Origin of the sequence: Streptacidiphilus alkalitolerans (genome assembly GCF_042511045.1) — a bacterium.
Taxonomy (GTDB): domain Bacteria; phylum Actinomycetota; class Actinomycetes; order Streptomycetales; family Streptomycetaceae; genus Streptacidiphilus; species Streptacidiphilus alkalitolerans.
This window is the reverse complement of sequence record NZ_JBHEZX010000004.1, coordinates 309,333-328,895: the sequence shown is the minus strand read 5'-3', so window position 1 is coordinate 328,895 and position 19,563 is coordinate 309,333. Positions and strand designations below refer to the sequence as shown.

12 protein-coding genes are annotated in these 19,563 nt (G+C 73.6%); 8 read left to right on the top strand and 4 right to left on the bottom strand.

Annotation, left to right across the window (positions count from 1 at the left end):
* Positions 1-75: 75 nt before the first annotated feature.
* The gene (locus ACEZDG_RS10915; protein WP_380506212.1) at positions 76-711 is read right to left on the bottom strand and encodes a DsbA family oxidoreductase; all 636 of its coding nucleotides are present in this window, start codon (positions 709-711) and stop codon (positions 76-78) included.
* 206 nt (positions 712-917) lie between these two features.
* On the opposite strand from ACEZDG_RS10915, the gene pepN (ACEZDG_RS10910) reads away from it, so the two are divergent.
* On the top strand, positions 918-3,584 hold the full coding sequence (gene pepN / locus ACEZDG_RS10910; RefSeq protein ID WP_380506209.1) for an aminopeptidase N: 2,667 nt from the start codon (positions 918-920) through the stop codon (positions 3,582-3,584).
* 156 nt (positions 3,585-3,740) lie between these two features.
* A complete protein-coding gene (locus tag ACEZDG_RS10905) occupies positions 3,741-5,363 on the top strand; it encodes an outer membrane protein assembly factor BamB family protein (RefSeq protein ID WP_380506206.1) in 1,623 nt (540 codons plus the stop codon).
* On the opposite strand, the gene ACEZDG_RS10900 is transcribed toward ACEZDG_RS10905, so the two are convergent.
* Entirely contained in the window at positions 5,356-6,009 is a 654-nt protein-coding gene (locus tag ACEZDG_RS10900; protein WP_380506203.1) for an alpha/beta hydrolase family protein, read from the bottom strand. The two genes, ACEZDG_RS10905 and ACEZDG_RS10900, sit on opposite strands and share 8 nt — an antisense overlap.
* 67 nt (positions 6,010-6,076) lie before the next feature.
* Between ACEZDG_RS10900 and ACEZDG_RS10895 the strand changes: the two genes are divergently transcribed.
* Both ACEZDG_RS10895 and pepN (ACEZDG_RS10890) read left to right on the top strand, forming a co-directional pair.
* Positions 6,077-6,805, top strand: a complete 729-nt coding sequence (locus tag ACEZDG_RS10895; RefSeq protein WP_380506200.1) for a WXG100-like domain-containing protein — start codon at positions 6,077-6,079, stop codon at positions 6,803-6,805.
* A 76-nt stretch (positions 6,806-6,881) separates the two neighbouring features.
* Positions 6,882-9,476 (top strand): aminopeptidase N, encoded by a 2,595-nt coding sequence (pepN, locus tag ACEZDG_RS10890; RefSeq protein ID WP_380506197.1) that lies wholly within the window; start codon positions 6,882-6,884, stop codon positions 9,474-9,476.
* A gap of 48 nt (positions 9,477-9,524) precedes the next feature.
* On the opposite strand, the gene malQ is transcribed toward pepN (ACEZDG_RS10890), so the two are convergent.
* Entirely contained in the window at positions 9,525-11,702 is a 2,178-nt protein-coding gene (gene malQ, locus ACEZDG_RS10885) for a 4-alpha-glucanotransferase (RefSeq protein ID WP_380506194.1), read from the bottom strand.
* A 178-nt stretch (positions 11,703-11,880) separates the two neighbouring features.
* Here malQ and ACEZDG_RS10880 point away from each other — a divergent pair, with 178 nt between their 5' ends.
* Entirely contained in the window at positions 11,881-15,756 is a 3,876-nt protein-coding gene (locus tag ACEZDG_RS10880; RefSeq protein WP_380506190.1) for a beta-N-acetylglucosaminidase domain-containing protein, read from the top strand.
* On the top strand, positions 15,753-16,121 hold the full coding sequence (locus ACEZDG_RS10875; RefSeq protein WP_380506187.1) for a YrdB family protein: 369 nt from the start codon (positions 15,753-15,755) through the stop codon (positions 16,119-16,121). The genes ACEZDG_RS10880 and ACEZDG_RS10875 overlap by 4 nt, the downstream gene beginning before the upstream one ends.
* 47 nt (positions 16,122-16,168) lie before the next feature.
* Here the strand turns inward: ACEZDG_RS10875 and ACEZDG_RS10870 are convergent, their stop codons facing one another.
* A complete protein-coding gene (locus ACEZDG_RS10870) occupies positions 16,169-16,738 on the bottom strand; it encodes an HNH endonuclease (protein WP_380506184.1) in 570 nt (189 codons plus the stop codon).
* Between the two features lie 246 nt (positions 16,739-16,984).
* On the opposite strand from ACEZDG_RS10870, the gene ACEZDG_RS10865 reads away from it, so the two are divergent.
* Together ACEZDG_RS10865 and ACEZDG_RS10860 are read left to right on the top strand one after the other, a co-directional pair.
* The gene (locus ACEZDG_RS10865; RefSeq protein ID WP_380506181.1) at positions 16,985-18,055 is read left to right on the top strand and encodes a mechanosensitive ion channel family protein; all 1,071 of its coding nucleotides are present in this window, start codon (positions 16,985-16,987) and stop codon (positions 18,053-18,055) included.
* A 230-nt stretch (positions 18,056-18,285) separates the two neighbouring features.
* The gene (locus ACEZDG_RS10860; RefSeq protein ID WP_380506178.1) at positions 18,286-19,482 is read left to right on the top strand and encodes an ROK family transcriptional regulator; all 1,197 of its coding nucleotides are present in this window, start codon (positions 18,286-18,288) and stop codon (positions 19,480-19,482) included.
* Positions 19,483-19,563: the final 81 nt, after the last annotated feature.

The window sequence follows — 19,563 nt, the reverse complement described above, 5'->3', positions numbered from 1 at the left end:
TGGACGCGCCCGGCCCCCGCAGCGGACGGCGCTGCGGGGGCCGGGCGGGGGCGGGCCGCGGGGCCTGCGGAGGTGCTACTCGAAGCTGGGGCCCGCGGTGCGGGTGCGCTTGATCTCGTAGAAGCCGGGGGTGGAGGCGACCAGCAGGGTGCCGTCCCAGAGGCGGGCGGCGGCCTCGCCGCGGGGGGTCGGGGTGACCACCGGGCCGAAGAAGGCGACCCGCTCGCCGGTCGGGCCGGGGACGGCGATCACCGGGGTGCCGACGTCCTCGCCGACCAGGGTGATGCCCTCCTTGTGCGAGGCCTTCAGCGCCTCGTCGTACTCGGTGGACTCGGCGGCGTCGGCCAGCTCGACCGGCAGGCCCGCGTCGGCCAGGGCGGCCTCGATGGTCTCCCGGGTGCGGGGCTCGGCGTTGTTGTGGAACCGGGTGCCGAGCGCGGTGTAGAGCGCGCCGAGCACCTCGTCGCCATGGGCCTGGGCAGCGGCGATGCAGACCCGGACCGGGCCCCAGGCCTCCTTGAGGAACGTGCGGTACTGCTCGGGGATGTCCTTGTCGGCGTTGAGCACGGCCAGGCTCATCACATGCCACTGGACGGTCACCGGGCGCTGCTGCTCGACCTCGAGCATCCAGCGGGAGGTCATCCACGCCCAGGGGCAGAGCGGGTCGAACCAGAAGTCGGCGGTGACGGGGGTGGTGGACGTAGCGGACATGAAGTCCTCCGGGACGAGGGACGGGCAGACGCTAGGGGCGAACACGGTCGTGTCGCCGCGCATTCCCTGCTGGTCGGGGGGTCGGCCGGTTCTCGCGGGGCTGGTTGCGGGCGGCCCGTGAAAAGATGCCGGGAACGACTTGACCGACGGCCGGGGCCCTCACCCGGTCGCGCCGAGCCGCAGAGCCGTACGTAGGGAGAACCGCAGTGCCCGGGACCAATCTCAGCCGCGACGAGGCCCGCGAACGGGCCCGCATCATCAGTGTGGACAGCTACGAGGTCCACCTCGACCTGCGTTCGGCCCTGCAGCCGGTCGGAGCGGGCGAGGGCGCGGGTCGGTTCGCCTCGCGGACGGTGCTGCGGTTCCGCTGCTCCGAGCCCGGCGCGGACAGCTTCGCGGACCTGCTGGCGCCGGCGGTGCGCAGCGTGGTGCTGAACGGGCGCGAGCTGGACCCGGCCGAGGTGTTCGACGGCTCCCGGATCGCCCTGCCCGGGCTGGCCGAGAGCAATGAGCTGGTGGTGGACGCCGACTGCGCGTACAGCCGAACGGGTGAGGGCCTGCACCGGTTCACCGACCCGGTCGACAAGGAGACCTATCTCTACACCCAGTACGAGCCCGCCGACGCCCGCCGGGTGTTCACCACTTTCGAGCAGCCCGACCTGAAGGGCCCGTTCAGCTTCACGGTGACCGCGCCCACCCACTGGCAGGTGTTCTCCAACTCCCCCGCCGGCGGCGACCCGCAGCTGGTTCGGGACGGGCTGACCTGGAGCTTCGCGCCGACCCCGCGGATCTCCAGCTACATCACCGCGATCGTCGCCGGGCCCTACCACGTGGTCAGGGACCACTACAGCCGGGTGCTGGACGACGGTCGGCGGCTGGAGATCCCGCTCGGCGCGCTGTGTCGGGCCTCGCTGGCGCAGTACTTCGACCCGGACGAGATCTTCACCGTCACCAAGCAGGGTCTGGACTTCTTCCACCGGGAGTTCGACTACCCCTACCCCTTCGGCAAGTACGACCAGGCGTTCGTCCCCGAGTACAACCTCGGCGCGATGGAGAACCCGGGCCTGGTGACCTTCCGTGAGGAGTACGTGTTCCGGTCCAAGGTGACCGAGGCGGCCTACGAGGGCCGGGCGAACGTCATCCTGCACGAGATGGCGCACATGTGGTTCGGCGACCTGGTCACCATGCAGTGGTGGGACGACCTGTGGCTGAAGGAGTCCTTCGCCGACTTCATGGGCGCGTTCGCGCAGGTGGAGGCCACCAGGTACGGCGCGGGCTGGATCACCTTCGCCAACCGCAGGAAGACCTGGGCGTACCGGCAGGACCAGCTGCCGACCACGCACCCGATCACCGCGGACATCCGCGACCTGGAGGACGCCAAGCTCAACTTCGACGGCATCACCTACGCCAAGGGCGCCTCGGTGCTGAAGCAGCTGGTGGCCTATGTGGGGCGCGACGCGTTCTTCGAGGGCGCACGGCGGTACTTCAAGCGCCATGCGTACGGCAACACCACGCTGGCCGACCTGCTGGCCGTGCTCGCCGAGACCTCCGGCCGCGGGGCCGGGGCCATGGCCGAGTGGTCCCGCGCCTGGCTGGAGACCGCCGGGCTGAACACCCTGACGCCGCAGGTGGTCACCGACGCGGCCGGGACCATCACCTCGTTCGCGGTGCTGCAGGACGCCGTGGAGGCGTACCCGACGCTGCGCCCGCACCGGATCGCGGTCGGCCTCTACGGCAGGGACGACAACGGCGCGCTGGTGCGCACCCACCGGGTCGAGCTGGACGTGGCCGCCGGGCCCAGGACCGAGGTGCCGGAGCTGGTCGGCCTGCCGCGTCCGGAACTGGTGCTGGTCAACGACGACGACCTGACGTACTGCAAGATCCGCTTTGACGAGGTGTCACTCGACGCGCTGCGGGAGGGGCTCGGGGACATCCAGGACCCGCTGGCCCGGGCGCTGTGCTGGTCCGCGCTGTGGAACCTGACCAGGGACGGGCTGATGCCGGCCCGCGACTACCTGGACACGGTGCTGCGGTTCGCCGGGCGGGAGAGCGAGATCGGGGTGCTCCAGTCACTGCAGGCGCAGGCCGGGGCCGCGCTGGACGTCTACGTGGCGGACGGGGAGGGGCCCGGCGGCGTCGGGGCGCGTGAGGAGTGGGCCGCGCGGCTCGCCGAGGGCGCCCTGGCGGAGCTGCGCGCGGCGCGGCCCGGCAGCGACCACCAGCTGGCCTGGGCCCGGTTCCTGACCCAGACCGCCAAGTCCGACGCGGACCTGCAGCTGGTCGAGGGCCTGCTGGCCGGGACGGCCCGGATCGACGGCCTGGACATCGACCAGGAGCTGCGCTGGATGCTGCTGCAGACGCTGGCCGCGGCGGGCCGGGCCGACGAGGAGACGCTGGCGCTGGAACTGCTCAGGGACGACACCGCGAGCGGCCGGCGGCTGCAGACCGTGTGCCTGGCGGCACGGCCCACGGCGGCGGCGAAGGCCGAGGTGTGGCGGCTGGTCGTGGACTCGGACGAGCTGCCGAACGCCCTGGTCGAGGCCAGGATCAGCGGGTTCCAGTCGGCGGGGCAGCGGGCGCTGATCGCGCCGTACACCGAGCCGTACTTCGAGGTGCTGGAGAAGATCTGGGGCGAGCGGTCGATCGAGATCGCGATGCGGATCGTCAGCGGGTTGTTCCCGCGACTGGTCACCACGGCCGAGACGCTGGCCAGGACCGACGCGTGGCTCTCCGAGCACGAGGCGGCTGCGCCGGCGCTGCGGCGGCTGGTGCTGGAGGGCCGGGACGACCTGGCGCGGGCGCTGCGGGCGCAAGCGTGCGACGCACGGGGGGCGGGAGCGGGAGCGGGGGCCGCGTCGGCCCGGGACCGGTAGGCGCCTGCGGCGGGCCTACGATGGCCTCCGCATTGTCATTCGCATTGTCATTGTCGGCAGTGTCGGGTTGAGGAAAGGCGTGTACGGGGGATGTCGGAGAACACGGCGGGGGCCGCGGGTGGCCCGCCTGCGGAGCAGTATCCCTATCGGCAGACGGTGACTGACGGAGCGTCGGCGGCCCCGCCGCAGGCGCCTCCGGCGGGAGCGGTGCCCCCGGTCGGGCCCGGCTATGTGCCGACCCAGGCGTACCCGCAGGCGTCGGCACCGGGGCAGGCGCCTCCGGCGGGGCCGGGGTATGTGCCCACGCAGGCGTACCCCCAGGCGCAGCCGCCTCCGGCGGGGTACGCGCCGCAGGCGGCCTCGCCCGGGCAGGGGTACGCGCCTCCCGGGCAGGGGTACGCGCCGACGCAGGGGCCGCCCGCGCAGGGGTACCCGCCGCCGTACGGCGGGTACGGGCCGGCGCAGGGGGGTTATCCGCAGCAGCCGGTGGGCTACCAGCCACCGCCGCAGGCGTACCCCCGGCGGGGGCCGGGGAAGGGGGCGGTGTTCGGGATCGTGGCCGGGGTGGTGATCCTCGCCGTCATCGCCACGCTGGTGATCGCACTGTCCAACAAGACCAAGAGCAACGACAGCGCCGGCGGCCCGACCCTGGCCAAGGCCTGGAGCGTCCCCTCGTCCGGGAGCGACGACCGGATCCTCGGCTCCTGGCTGACCGCGACCACCGTGATCCGCGCCAGCAGCGGGGACGGTGTGGTCGCCTACGACCTCACCACCGGCCGCAAGAGCTGGACGCTGACCCCGCCGGCCGGTGCCGCCACGCCCTGCGCCATGTCGCAGGGCGTGAACGCGTCCGGCATCGGCGCCATGGCCTTCGGCACCAACGCGGAGTCCTGCACGTACTTCGCCGCGGTGGACTCCGCCACCGGCAGGATCCTCTGGAAGCTCAACCTGACCAACAGCGACCACCCGGTCGCCACCTCGGCGACGGCCCTGATCCAGGGCTCGGTCGCGACCGTGCTCAGCCTCGGCCGGGCCGGCGGCTTCGACGCGAAGACCGGTAAGCAGATCTGGGTCAACCCGTCCCGCGGCTCGTACTGCAACGAGGAGTCGTACGGGACGACCGGCGTGGTCGTCGTCGAGGACTACTGCGCCGACGCCAGCCCCAAGCAGACCATGACCGCCCTGGACGCGAGCACCGGGAAGCGGCTCTGGCGGCGGACCGAGACCACCACCGCGGTGGAGAGCTACATGCTGAACGCCAGCCCGCTGGTGGCCCAGCTGTCCTCGGAGCTGAACGGCCCGGTCGACGTCTACAGCAGCAAGGGTGTGCCCACCCCGCTGGACATGACCGGCTTCTCCGTCAGCAGCGACAGCGTGACTCCGGTCAAGGCGGCCGGCAACACCCTGGTCGTGCAGAGCGGCGAGGACCTGGAGAGCGCCGGCTCGGACAGCACGGCCGGGCAGGTCATCGCCTTCAACCTGTCCACCGGGCAGCAGCTGTGGCGCTACAACGGGGAGAGCGGGCACGGCGCGGTGCTGGCCCGTACCGCGAGCGACGGCAAGCTGTACGCGCTCTCCACCGGCACCTACAGCGGCTCGCCGCACTTCGTCCGGCTGGACCCGGTGACCGGGAAGTCGACGGTCCTGGGCGCGCTGCCCTCGGGCACCGACGGCTGGACGGTCAGCGGCGGCACCCTCTACGCCCTGCCGGGCGGCGGACTGCTGGTGCTCAACTCGTTCGGGAGCGCCGAGGTCCCCGCCGTGGAGGCGTTCAAGTAGCGGCAACGTCCAGGGCCCATTCCGCCACCGCGTCGGTGATCTGCCGGAGCAGGTCCTCGCCGCTGATCGGGGCGGACTTGGGTACCGCGAAGGAGTGGTTGCCGTACGGCAGGGCGAGCAGCCGTTGGTGGGCGCCCAGCGGCGGGAAGGCGTCGCCGCCGCCGAAGGGGTCCGCCGCGCCCTGGACCACCAGGGTGGGGGCCGGGCAGCCGAGGAGTTCGGCGGCGCGGCTGCGTTCGGGGCGGCCCGGCGGGTGCAGCGGGAAGGCCAGCGCCAGCACCCCCGCCGCGCCGGTGGCGGCGGCGGTGCGGCAGGCCACCCTGGCGCCGGCGCTGCGTCCGCCGACCAGCAGCGGCAGCCCGGCCGGGAGCTCGGCGCGCAGCGCGGCGACGGTCGGCAGCCAGCCGGCGTCCAGGGTCTTCGGGGCCGGGGCGAGCTTGCGGCCGGCCAGCCGCCAGGGCTGCTCCACCAGGGCCACGGTGATCCCGAGCGGGGGCAGGGCGGCGGCCAGGGCCGCCAGGTCCGGGGCCTCGATGCCGCCGCCGGCGCCGTGGCCGAGGGCCAGCGCGGCGCGGGTCCGCTCCGCGGGGGCGGACAGCAGGGTGCAGCGGGCGTCACCGGCGGGGGTGCTTACGAGCAAGTGCATGGGCCGACCCTAATGCGCTGTACTAGCCTGGCCGCGACGTGTGCATCCGATTGGCCGAGGGGGCGCTGTGGCGATCGAACTGCCGGGTGAAGTGGTGTCCTTCCTGCAGTTCATCGGGGTGAACTGGCCTCGGGTGAACGAGGACAAGGTGCATGAACTCGCCACGCACGTGCGGGACTTCGCCACAAGCATCGATCAGACCCACCAGGACTCCACGGCGACCGTGAAGGGGATGGCCGAGCACTACCAGGGCGCCTCCTACGAGGCGCTGCTGGCCAAGTGGGCGCAGCTGTCGAACAGTCATATGACCGAGCTGGTGTCGGCCTGCCACGTGGTGGCGACGGCGCTGGACGCGGCGGCGGACGTGGTCGTGGCCATGAAGCTGGAGGCGATAGCCGAGCTGGTGGTCCTCGCCGCGAGCTTCGTCGCGGACCAGGCGGCCTCGGTGCTCACGCTGGGGCTGGCGGAGGCCGCGGAGGTGCTGATCGTCGAGGCCGCGGAGAAGGTGATGGACTTCCTCGAGCAGCAGCTGGAGCAGTACATCATCGGCGAGGTGATCGAGGCCGCGATGGGGCCGCTGATCGAGACGGTCGGCAACGCCGTCAGCGGTCTGGTGTTCCAGGCGGCCGAGGGCGCGCTGGGGGTCTCCGCCGGAGCGGGCGGCGCGGGGGACGGCTTCTCGATCCATCCGCAGATGCTGGTGGTGCACGCACAGACCATGCACGGCCACGCCGAGACGGTGGCCGGGCACGCCCAGGCCTTCCAGGCCCGGCTGGCGGGCGTCAGCTTCGAGTGAGCCCGGTACGACATGGGAGGATGCCGAGAAGCGCGTAGCAAGCGTGCGGCAAGAGTCAACGAAGGAGTCACGCAGCGTGCCTGGCACCAATCTGACCCGTGAGGAGGCCCGTACCCGGGCTGCACTCCTCCACGTGGACGCGTACGAGATCGAGCTCGACCTGAGCACGGCCCCCGAGGGCGGTACGTTCCGGTCCACCACCGTGGTCCGTTTCACCGCCGGTACCCCTGGCGCGTCCAGCTTTGTCGACCTGGTGGCGCCGACGGTGCACGAGGTCGTCCTCAACGGCACCGCGCTCGACCCCGCCGAGGTCTTCCAGGACAGCAGGATCGCCCTTCCGGCGCTCGCGGCGGAGAACGAGCTGCGGGTGGTCGCCGACTGTGCGTACACCAACTCCGGTGAGGGACTGCACCGTTTTGTCGACCCGGTCGACAAGGAGACCTATCTCTACACCCAGTTCGAGGTCCCGGACGCGCGCCGGGTGTTCGCCAGCTTCGAGCAGCCGGACCTCAAGGGGACGTTCCGGTTCACCGTGACCGCCCCCACCGGGTGGAAGGTGATCAGCAACGAGATCTCCCCCGAGCCCGAGCCGGGCCCGGTGGCCGGCACCCAGGTGCACCGCTTCGCGGCGACGCCCCGGATCTCCAGCTACATCACCGCGCTGATCGCCGGCCCGTACGTGGGCGTGTTCGACGCCTACGACGGCCCGGACGGGCAGAGCGTGCCGCTGGGCATCTACTGCCGGCCCTCGCTGGCCCAGTACCTGGACGGCGAGGCGATCTTCGAGGTCACCAAGCAGGGGTTCGACTACTTCCAGGAGAAGTTCGACACCGTCTACCCCTTCAGCAAGTACGACCAGCTGTTCGTGCCCGAGTTCAACGCGGGCGCGATGGAGAACGCGGGCGCGGTCACCATCAGGGACCAGTACGTGTTCCGGTCCAAGGTGACCGACGCGGCGTACGAGGGCCGGGCCGAGACGGTCCTGCACGAGCTGGCGCACATGTGGTTCGGCGACCTGGTCACCATGGAGTGGTGGAACGACCTGTGGCTGAACGAGTCCTTCGCCACCTTCACCTCGGTGCTGTGCATGTCCGAGGTGGCCGGCGGGCGCTGGCCGCAGGCCTGGACCACCTTCGCCAACTCCATGAAGACCTGGGCGTACCGGCAGGACCAGCTGCCGTCCACCCACCCGATCATGGCGGAGATCAACGACCTGGAGGACGTGCAGGTCAACTTTGACGGCATCACCTACGCCAAGGGCGCCTCGGTGCTCAAGCAGCTGGTGGCGTACGTCGGTCAGGACGCGTTCTTCGCGGGTGTGCAGGCGTACATGAAGCGCCACGCCTGGGGCAACACCCGGCTGTCCGACCTGCTGGGCGCGCTGGAGCAGACCTCGGGCCGCGACCTCAAGGCCTGGTCCACGGCCTGGCTGGAGACCGCGGGCATCAATGTGCTGCGTCCGGAGCTGGAGCTGGACGCCGACGGTGTGCTGACCTCGTTCAGCATCCGCCAGGAGGCCCCGGCGCTGCCGGCCGGCGCCAAGGGCGCGGCGGTCCTGCGTCCGCACCGGATCGCGGTCGGCATGTACGACCTGGACGAGAGCGGTGCTCTCGTCCGCGTCGAGCGGATCGAGCTGGACGTCGAGGGCGAGCTCACCAGCGTGCCGGTGCAGGCGGGACGCAAGCGTCCGGCCGTGGTGCTGCTCAACGACGACGACCTGTCCTACGCCAAGGTGCGTCTCGACGCCGAGTCGCTGGCGAACGTCACCGCGCACATCGCCGACTTCACCGAGTCGCTGCCGCGCGCCCTGTGCTGGGCCTCCGCCTGGGACATGACCCGCGACGGCGAGCTGGCCGCCCGCGACTACCTCTCGCTGGTGCTCAGCGGCATCGGCCGGGAGTCCGACATCGGCGTGGTGCAGTCGCTGCAGCGGCAGGCCGAGCTGGCCGTGCACCTCTACGCGGACCCGGCCTGGCAGGCCGAGGGACTGGCCGCCTACGCCGACGCCGCACTGGAGCTGCTGCGCGCCGCCGCGCCCGGCAGCGACCACCAGCTGGCCTGGGCCCGGGCGTTCGCCTCGACCGCGCGCACCGAGGAGCACCTCGCGGTGCTCAGCGGGCTGCTCGACGGCAGCGCGCCGATCACCGGCCTCGCCGTGGACGACGAGCTGCGCTGGGCCCTGCTGGTCCGGCTGTCGGCGACCGGGGTGGCCGACGAGGAGGCGGTGCTGGCCGAGCTGGACCGGGACAACACGGCGGCGGGCCAGGCGCACGCCGCGACCTGCCGGGCGGCCCGGCCGACCGCGGCGGCCAAGGCCGAGGCCTGGGCCTCGGTGGTGGAGGCCGAGACGCTGACCAACACCGTCCAGGAGGCGGTCATCGGCGGCTTCGTGCAGACCGACCAGCGGGAATTGCTCGCCCCCTACACCGCGAAGTACTTCGCGGCGATCAAGGGGATCTTCGAGGAGCGCTCGCACGAGATGGGCCAGCAGATCATCGTCGGGCTCTACCCCTCGGTGCAGGTCGAGCAGGCCACGCTGGACGCCACCGACGCCTGGCTGGCCTCGGCCGACCCGGCCCCGGCGCTGCGGCGGATGGTCGTCGAGGCCCGCTCCGGCGTGGAGCGGGCGCTGCGGGCGCAGGCCGCGGACCGGCTCGCGGCCCAGCGCTGACGCACCGTGCGGTGCGGGCCCACGCAGCAGCGGCCCGCACCGCACCGGTCAGTCCCGTTCCGGGGTCTCGTTCATGACGGTGGCCAGGGCCGCGGTGCGGGGGGCCGCGGTGAGGTGCTCCAGGTCGGTGGGGCGGCCGGTGGCGTCGGCCAGCGGGAGCCGCCAGTTGGGGTACTCGGAGGAGGTCCCCGGCAGGTTCTGCGGGCGCGGGTCGCCGAGGGCGTCCGGGAGCCAGACGCCGACCAGTTCCGCCGGGGTGCGCAGCAGGAAGCGGTGCAGCGCCGCGACGGCCTCGGGCAGGCCGTCGCCGGCCACGGGTTCGGCCAGGTCGGCGGCCGGGCCCTCGCCGTAGGGGGAGACCGAGAGCAGCCCCTGTCCGGCCAGCTCGCCCAGCCACTCCTCGACGTCGGACTCGGCCTCGGCCTGCTCCTCGGCCAGCGGCCGGGCCAGCAGCCCCAGCCGGTGCCGCAGTTCGACGTGCTCGCCGCTGAGCCGGGCCGCGGTGCTGGGCAGGTCGTGGGTGGTGAGGGTGGCCAGGCACTGCTCGCGCCAGCGCTCCGGCGGCAGCGGCGTGCCCTTGGCGTCATCGCCGTAGTCGCGTTCGAACCAGAGCACCGAGGTGCCGAGGATGCCGCGCTCGGAGAGCTGCTCGCGGACCCCCGGCTCGACCGTGCCCAGGTCCTCGCCGATCACGATCGCCCGGGCCCGCTCCGCCTCCAGGGCCAGCACCCCGAGCATCGCCTCGTGGTCGTAGCGGACGTAGGTGCCCTCGGTCGGCGGGCGGCCCTCGGGCACCCACCAGAGCCGGAACAGCCCCATCACATGGTCGATCCGCAGCGCGCCCGCGTGCCGGACCACTCCGCGCAGCATCCCCGCGTACGGGGCGTAGCCGGCGTCGGCCAGGGTGTCCGGGCGCCACGGCGGCAGGCCCCAGTCCTGGCCGTGGGCGTTGAAGGCGTCCGGGGGCGCGCCAACCGAGATGCCGGTGGCCAGGCAGTCCTGCAGCGCCCAGGCGTCGGCGCCCTCGGGGTGGCAGCCGACGGCCAGGTCGTGGATCAGACCCACCGTCATCCCCGCACCGACGGCGGCGGACTGCGCCGTGGCCAGCTGCTCGTCGACCAGCCAGCTGAGCCAGCGGTGGAACTCGACCCGTCCGGCCAGGTCGGCCGCCGCGCGGCGGACCGCGGCGGAGCCCGGGTCGCGCAGCCCGGACGGCCAGGAGTGCCAGGCCGGGCCGTGCACCTCGGCCAGCGCGCACCAGGTGGCGTACCGGTCCAGGGCGGTGCCCTCGCGGCGCAGGAACGCCTGGTAGCCGGCCTCCCGGCCGGGGCTGCGGGGGACGCCGTGCAGGACCGTCAGCGCCTCGTGCTTCAGCGCCCAGGTGGCGTCGCGGTCGATCAGCCCGTCGCTGAGCAGCACCGCGTCCCGCAGCGCGGCGCCGCGCTGGGCCAGCGCGGAGACCCGGGCGTGGTCGGCGGGGGCCAGGTAGGGGTACTCGGGCACGGCCTCGATCCGCAGGTGCACCGGGTCCGCGTAGCGGCGCGAGGAGGGACGGTACGGGGACGGGTCGCTGGCGTACCCCGGCGTCGCGGGGACGCCCGCGTGCAGCGGGTTGACCTGGACGAAGCCCGCGCCGTGGGTGAGCCCGGCCCACTGGGCCAGGTCGGCCAGGTCGCCGAGGTCGCCCATGCCCCAGGAGCGCTGCGAGAGCACCGAGTACAGCTGCGCCAGCACGCCCCAGCTGCGCTTCGGCACGCCCGGCAGCCGGGCCGGGGCAACCAGCAGCGGCGCGGCGGAGGCGCGGTCGTAGCGGCGGGCGCAGAGGGTGTGCCGTCCCGGCGGGAGGTCGCCGGGGATCCGCCCGGTAGCGGGGTGCCGGTCCAGGCTGCGGGCCGGGCTGCCGTCCTCGAACTCGATCCAGACCTCGGTGTCCCCGGGGACGGTGAGGTCGTGCGCCCGTCCTTCCCTGGTGGTGATGTGACGCGGCAGCAGCCGGGTGGACCGGCGCTGGTACAGCCGCTCCAGGGCGCCCGCCGCGGCGTCCGGGGTGGAGGCGTCCACGTCCAGCGCGGCCAGCACCGCGACCAGGGTGTCGGCGGCGATCGGCACCGGCCCCTCGGGGCTGTCGCGGACGGTGTCGACGCCGTGCGCGCGGGCCAGTTCCACCAGGGCCTGCGGCTGGCCGGTGGCCGCGGGGTCGGCGGGCGGCTGGGACGTTGTGGCCACGGGGGCTCCTCGGCGCGAGGGGGGCGGACGGCAGGCTGGGATGCTCCTACCCGGATCGGGGGTGCTCTGACACCGGCCATTGGGGTGGGCCCGGGTGTCACCACTTCGTTGACAGTGGACATACCTCTCTGATGGTCTTAGCGCACGCCCGCACCACCTGTCGCACCGAGGAGACCGCGTGGACCACCGGCCCTCCCTCCCCGCCTCCGCCGGCAGCGGTCTGCGCCGCCGACTGGAACAGCATGCGGCGCGCACCGCGCGCAGGATCGCACCGGAGGCCGCGGACCGGCTGATCGCGGAGTTCAAGGCCAGGGTGGGTTCAGCCGCGACGGCCCCGCAGCCGGCGCAGGGCCGCAGGCGGGGGCGGGCGCTGCGGGCCAGCGCGGCGCTGACCGTGGCCGCGGTGGTGGGCGGGATGGTGACCGGGACCCAGGGCTCCTTCGCGGCGGCCCCGGCGGCCGGGCGGGTCGGCGCGACGTCGACACCGGGCCCGGTGACGGTCCCTCAGGTGTTTCCGCGTCCGCAGACGCAGACGGCCTACGGGCAGGCCGTGGCCGTCCCCGCGGTGGTGACCCTGGTGGCCGCGCCGAAGGCGGACCCGGGGGCGCTGGCGGCCGTGCGCGAGGTCCTCACCGCCGCCGGGGCCCAGCGGGTGGACGAGTCCTCGGACGCGGCGCCGAGCGGCCGGCCGGCCGCCGGGAGCCTGACCGTCTACGTCGGCGGACTGGCCGAGGGCGCCGGCGGCGGTACCGACCGCGCGCTGCGCGACCTGGCCTCGGCCGGGGGCCACGAGGCGCCGCTCAGCCCGTCCGGACTGCCGGACGGCGGCTATGTGCTGGCCGCGGGCCGGACCGGGAGCGACGGCGCGGGCGCCGTGGTGCTGGCCGGGGTGGACGCCGCCGGGACCTTCAACGCGGCCCAGTCGCTGCGGCAGCTGGTGGTCAGCGGCGGGCAGGGCTCGACGCTGCCGGGGGTGCGGATCACCGACTGGCCGACCACCCCGGTCCGCGGCACCGAGGAGGGCTTCTACGGCACGCCGTGGACGCCCGCGCAGACCCTGGACGAGATCGGCTTCCTGGGCCGCACCAAGCAGAACTTCTTCCTCTACGCCCCCGGCGACGACCCGTACCGCAGCAGCCGCTGGCGGGACACCTACCCGGCCGCCCAGCAGGCGCAGCTGCGGGCCCTGGCCCGGCAGGCGGCGCTGAACCACGTGACGCTGGGCTACGGTCTCGCTCTCGGCGGCTCGGTCTGCTTCACCTCGGCCAAGGACCAGCAGGCGCTGCTGGACAAACTGGACGCGCTCTGGGGCCTCGGCGTCCGCTCCTTCCAACTGCAGTTCCAGGACAGCAGTTTCACCCACTGGCACTGCGACGCCGACCATGCGAGGTACGGGACAGGACCAGCCGCCATGGCCCGGGCGCAGAGCGACCTGGTGCAGCTGGTGCTGCGCCGGTTCAGCTCCAAGCACCCGGACGCGGCCCCGCTGTCGGTGCTGCCCACCGAGTACTACCAGGACGGCGCCACCCCGTACCGGACCGCGCTGGCGCAGCGGCTGGACCCCTCGGTCCAGGTCGCCTGGACCGGGGTCGGGGTACAGCCGACGAGTATCACGGGGGCTCAGACCACCGCGGCCGGACAGGCGTTCGGGCATCCGCTGGTGACCCAGGACAACTACCCGGTCAACGACTCCAACCCGGACCGGCTCTACCTGGGCCCCTACCTGGGCCGGGAGCCCGGGGTGGCCACGGGTTCGGCCGCGCTGCTGGTCAATGCCATGCAGCAGCCGCTGGCCTCGCGGATCCCGCTGTTCACCGCGGCCGACTACGCCTGGAACCCGTCCGGCTACGACGCCGCCTCCTCCTGGCAGGCGGCCACCCGGGACCTGGCGGGCGGCCGGCCCGAGGCCGCCGCCGCGCTGGCGGCGCTGGCCGGCAACAGCGCCTCGCCCGCGCCGGACGGAACCGCCGCCGCGGGCACCGTCCCTGACGGGCAGCAGGAGTCGGCCTACCTCCGTCCGCTGATCGCGGACTTCCGGCTCGGCCAGGGCACCCCGGCCGCGAGCGCCGCGCTGCGGGCCGCGTTCACCACCATGGCGACCGCCCCGCAGGTGCTGGCCTCCGCCGACTCCGGGGTGGGTGGCGAGGACGGCCCCTGGCTGGCCCAGCTCGCGGTCTACGGGCGGGCCGGGCAGGCGGCGGTGGACATGCTGACCGAGCAGCGCTCCGGCCAGGGCGCCAAGGCCTGGTCGGCCCAGGTCTCGCTGCGCAGGCTGGTGGCGCGGCTGGCCCAGTCGGACGTCACCGTGGGCGCGGGTGTGCTCGACCCCTTCCTGAAGCACGCGCTGGCCGAGGCGGCCAGCTGGGCCGGTGTCGGCGGCGGCCAGATCGTGTCGAGCAGCAGCATGGGCACGGCGCAGGACCACGACCCGGCGCAGATGGTCGACGGCGACGCCGCCAGCTACTACTGGAGCGACGCCCCGCCGCAGGTCGGCGACACGGTCGGGATCGACCTGGGCAGTGTGCAGCCGGTGGCCTCGGTCACCGTGCGGATGGGCGGCGGGGACGACAGCGTGGCCGCCGACGACTACCTGCACCAGGCGGTGCTGGAGTACTCCTCCGGGGAGGGCGGCTGGCACCGGGTGGCGGTGTACCGGGACCAGAAGGTGGTCACCGCGACGCTGCCGTCCGGCACCACCGCCCGCTACCTGCGGCTGCGGGCGACCGCGACGCAGACCAGCGCGGTGGCGGTGCGCGAGTTCTCGGTCTCCGCGCCGACCAGCAGCACCGCGACGGTCACCGGCGGCCCGGTCGGCCGGCCGGGCTACCCGATCGGCAATGTCGCCGACGGCGACCTCAACACCGCGTACCGGGCGGTGGCCCCGCCGCAGGCCGGCGACGCGCTGACGATGACGCTCGGCACCGCGCGGCCGATGGACCAGGTGCTGGTGCTGACCGATCCTGACGTGGTCTCAGCGGGCTGGGTGGAGGTGCACCGGGTGGGCGGGGCCTGGGTGCGGGTCGGCGCGCTGTCGGCCGGCTACACCGACCTGCCGGTCGACCCGCGGGTGCCGGTGGACCAGGTGCGCCTGGTCTGGGCCGGCGGCGGCGAGGCGCCGGTGGTGCAGCAGATCGTGCCCTGGTACGCGGACGCGCCCACGGCGGCGCTGCAACTGCCGCAGCAGAGCGTGGACCTGGAGATCGGCGGCGCGCCCACCACGCTGACCGGCGACCTGCAGGCGCTGGGCGCGAGCGGCGCCAGCGGGACGGTCGCGGCGGTGCTGCCCAAGGGCGTCAAGGGGCTGACCGTGGGCGTCCCCGGGCCGGTGGCCCTACCGCGCGGCGGCCGGCTGACCCTGCCGCTGGTCTTCCGGGCGGCGGCCGGCACCGCGCCGGGGACCTACCCGGTCACCGTCGTCTTCACGGCCGGCGGGCAGACGGTGACCCAGGCGGTCCAGGTGCACGTCTATCCGCGCACCGACGGGGCGGACCTGGCGCTGGGCGCCACCGCCGGCTCCTCCGGCGACGAGACGCCCGACTTCCCGGCCTCGGCGGTCAACGACGGCCTGCCCGACACCCGCTGGTCCTCCCCCGCGAAGGACGACGCCTGGGTGCAGCTGGAACTAGCCCGGCCGGCCACCGTCGGCGAGGCGGTGCTGCACTGGCAGGACGCCTACGCCGCGCAGTACCGGATCGAGACCTCGGCCGACGGGGTCACCTGGACCACCGCCGCCACCGTGCTGAACGGCGCGGGCGGCGACGAGACGGTGCACTTCGACGCCCCTGACGTGCGCTACGTGCGGATGCAGGGGGTGCAGCGGGCCACCCGCTTCGGCTACTCGCTGTTCGGCATCGAGCTCTACGCGGTGGCCGGCACTACCTCGGTCGGCACGCCGGTCAGCATCGACCCGCCGCCGTCCGGGCTGCCGACCCCGCCGGCGGGCGGTGTGCCCAGCGCCCCGGCGACCGGTGCGCCGACCGCGCCGGCGGGTCCGGTCGCCACGGCCGAACCCACCGTGCCCGCCGATCCGCTGAGCCTCGGGGAGCCCGAGTGATCCCCAAGCCGCTGCACCTGGTCAACGAGGGTCTTGCCTTCCTGCTGGAGCTGCTCGCCTTCGCCGCGCTGGCCTGGTGGGGGTTCGAGACCGGCGGAAACCTGCTGGTCCACCTGGTGCTGGGGATCGGCGCCCCGGCTGCGGCGATCGTGCTGTGGGGGCTGATCGCGGCCCCCAAGGCCCGCTGGCAGGTGCCGCTGCCGGGGGTGCTGCTGCTGAAGGCGGCGGTGTTCGCGGGCGCGGCGCTCTGCCTCGACGCGGTCGGGCACCCGGCACTGGCCTGGGTGTTCGCGGCGGTCGCGCTGGTCAACACGGCGGTGGCGACGGTGGACCGGAACGCGCTGATGCACGAGCGGCGGGCCTGACGTACAGCACCCTCCGGTCCTGCTGGGGCAGGTCGGAGGGTGTCGGATCAGGCGGACAGGGGCTCTGCGGTGGCCTCCCGTGGAGGGACGTCGGGGGCGACGTGGGAGACCTCCTCACGGGAGCCGTAGGGCTCCAGGTAGGGGCGCCAGCGGGGGTCCCGGTGGCCGGTGCCGATGATCCGCCAGGCGAGGCCGCTGGGCGGGGCGGGTGGCCGCTTCATCCGCCAGCCGAGGTCGGCGAGATGGCGGTCGGCCTTGACGTGGTTGCAGCGGCGGCAGGCCGCCACCACGTTGTCCCAGCGGTGCTGGCCGCCGCGGCTGCGCGGCACCACGTGGTCGACGCTGGTTGCGACGCCACCGCAGTACACGCACCGTCCCCCGTCGCGAGCGAACAGGGCGCGGCGGGTCAGCGGAACGGGACCACGAAAAGGGACCCGCACGAAGCGGGTCAGACGGACGACGGAGGGCGCCGCGAGGGCGCTGGTGGCACTGTGCATGTAAACCCCGGAGTCCTCAAGGCTGACAGCCTTCTTGTCGAGGACCAGAACGAGGGCGCGGCGCATCGATACGACGCCCAGTGGCTCGTACGACGCGTTGAGGACCAGGACATAGGGCACGAAGGCCTCCCTTGACGCCGACGGCGCGTGGCTCGCGCCGGGACGGGCACGCAGTCCGGACTGGACTTCGTGCCGGTCACACATGAATCGCTTGCGATCTCCACCAGTGTCGCCGTATGCCTCCCCGCGGCGCCACCAATCCCGGAGAACAGGACCCGTGTGTCCTGCCACACAGTTCATGCCCACGATCTTGGCCGATTGCACTTCCCGTCAGGGACACCTGCCCGCCCCCGATAGGCTGACGGCATGGCTACCACGACGCCCTCCCCCGCCCCGTCGCTCGGCGACGCGACCAAGAGCGCAGGTCAGGCCGCCGGCTACCTCAGCAGTCACTGGGAATCATGGGTGACAGGGACGGTGCAGATCGCCCTCATCCTGGTGATCGCCCTGGTGCTCCGGGCCGTGATCCGGACGATGATCAGCAAAATGGTGGCCCGAATGGCCCAGGGCCACCAGCACAACCAGCCGGCCCTGATATCAGGACTGATCGAGAACGCCGAACGGCGCAAGCAGCGGTCCCAGGCGATGGGGTCGGTGCTGCGCAGCGTCGCCTCCTTCCTGGTGCTCGGCACCGCCGCGCTGACCGCGCTGTCCGTGCTCGGCATCGACCTGGCGCCGCTGCTGGCCAGCGCCGGGGTGGCCGGGGTGGCGATCGGCTTCGGCGCCCGCAACCTGGTGACGGACTTCCTGTCCGGGGTGTTCATGATCCTGGAGGACCAGTACGGGGTCGGCGACGAGATCGACACCGGGGTGGCCTCGGGCAAGGTGCTGGAGGTCGGGCTGCGGGTGACCAAGCTGCGCGGCGCGGGCGGCGAGATCTGGTACATCCGCAACGGCGAGGTGAAGCGGATCGCCAATATGAGCCAGGGCTGGGCCACCGCGACGGTGGAGGTGCCGCTCGGGTACCACGAGGACCTGGCCAGGGTGCAGGAGCTGATCCTGCGCGCGGCCGAGGACATGGCCAAGGAGGAGCCCTGGAGCGAGCAGCTCTGGGAGCCGGTGAAGGTGCTCGGCGTGGACACGCTGGGCGCGGAGACCGTGGTGGTGCAGGTCGCCGCGAAGACCATGCCGGGCAAGGCGGTGCCGGTGGCCCGGGAGCTGCGGCAGCGGATCAAGACCGCGCTGGACGCGGGCGGGATCCGGATCGGCAAGGTCGCGGACGTCCCCGCCGCGCGCGGCGACTCCTCGTCCACCGGGGAGATCGCGGCCCCCTCCGCACTCGCCGACCCGACGTCGGCGCAGTCGCGCGCGGCCACCGCGATCGTCCTGCCGACGGCTCCGCCCGAATCCGCCTCGCGGCAGCCGGGGCACGAGTAGTCGTTCTTCGCCCCCATCGCGCAGCGCCCCGCTTCGGCGGGGCGCTTTTGCGTGCAGCTAAGTAACGCTTCGGTTTCCGAGGGGGGCTGGGGCGATCAGGGCATTGACAGGGTCTTGGCGGCGGCCTTACGTTCCTCCACACCGTTAGGAAAGTTTCCTATTAGTTCAGGTGCGGGGCTGCCAGACTGTCCCCCGCATCCATGAGTTCGGCGTGAGGAGTGTTGAGGCAGATGACCGCCGCAGGCAACGGCAATCCCGGGCAGCCAGGCACACCCAGCCTCCTGCGCGCCATCAACGACCGGGCGGCGCTGGAGCTGCTGCTGGAGCAGGGACCGCTGTCCCGGAGCCAGCTCGGCGGCCTGACCGGGCTGTCCAAGCCGACCGCCTCGCAGCTGCTCGCGCGACTGGAGAGCGCCGGCCTGGTCGTCCCGGTCGGTACCACGGCCGGACGCCCCGGCCCCGGTGCACAACTGTACGAGATCAACCCGGAGGCGGCGTTCGTCGCCGGGCTGGACGTCAACCCGGCCCGGATCCGGGTCGCCATCGCCGACATCACCGGCCAGGTCGTCGCCGAGCACCGGCAGCCCACCCCGGGGCGGCAGGCCAGCGGCACGGTCGAGCGGGTCCGCGAGGCGGTGGACGCCGCGGTGTCCGCCGCCGGACTCCAGCGGCAGGCGCTGCGGCAGATCGTGATCGGCACCCCCGGCGCCCTGGACGCCACCACCGGCAAGCTGCGCTACGCCCCCCACCTGCCCGGATGGCATTCGTCCCGGCTGCTGGAGGAGCTGGCCGAGGGCCTCGGCGTCCCGGTCGCGCTGGAGAACGACGTGAACCTGGCGGCGGTCGCCGAGCAGCGGGTCGGCCAGGCGGTCGGCGTGGCGGACTTCGTCCTGCTCTGGGTCGAGGACGGCATCGGCGCGGCCATCGTGCTGGGCGGCAAACTGCACCGGGGCCACACCGGCGGCGCGGGCGAGGTCGGCTACATGCCGCTGCCCGGCGCCCCGGTGGTCAAGAACGTCCGCCGGGAGAACGCCGGCGGCTTCCAGCAACTGGCCGGCGCACCCGCCGTGCTGGCGCTGGCCAGGGAGCACGGCATCACCGCGCGCACCGCGGCCGAGGCCGTGGGCCGGGCCGCGGAGGCGGCCGAGCAGGGCGACGACCGGGTGCTGGCGGTGCTGGCGCACCGGCTGGCGACCGGCCTGGCCGCGATCGTGGCCGTGGTCGACCCGGAGCTGGTCCTGCTCAGCGGGGACATCCCGCAGGCCGGCGGCGAGCGGCTGCGGGCGCTGGTCCAGGAGGAACTGACCGGACTGGCCGTACCCAGGCCACGGCTGCTGATCAGCAGCGTCCAGGGCTCGCCCGTGGTCGTCGGCGCACTGCAGTCGGCGCTCAGCACCGCCAGGGAGCGCGTCTTCACCACCCACTAGGACCACCACCACAACCCCCACAGAACGTCCCGGACCGGCGCCAGCGCCGGGCCGCGGATCAGCACACCCAATGGAGGAAAC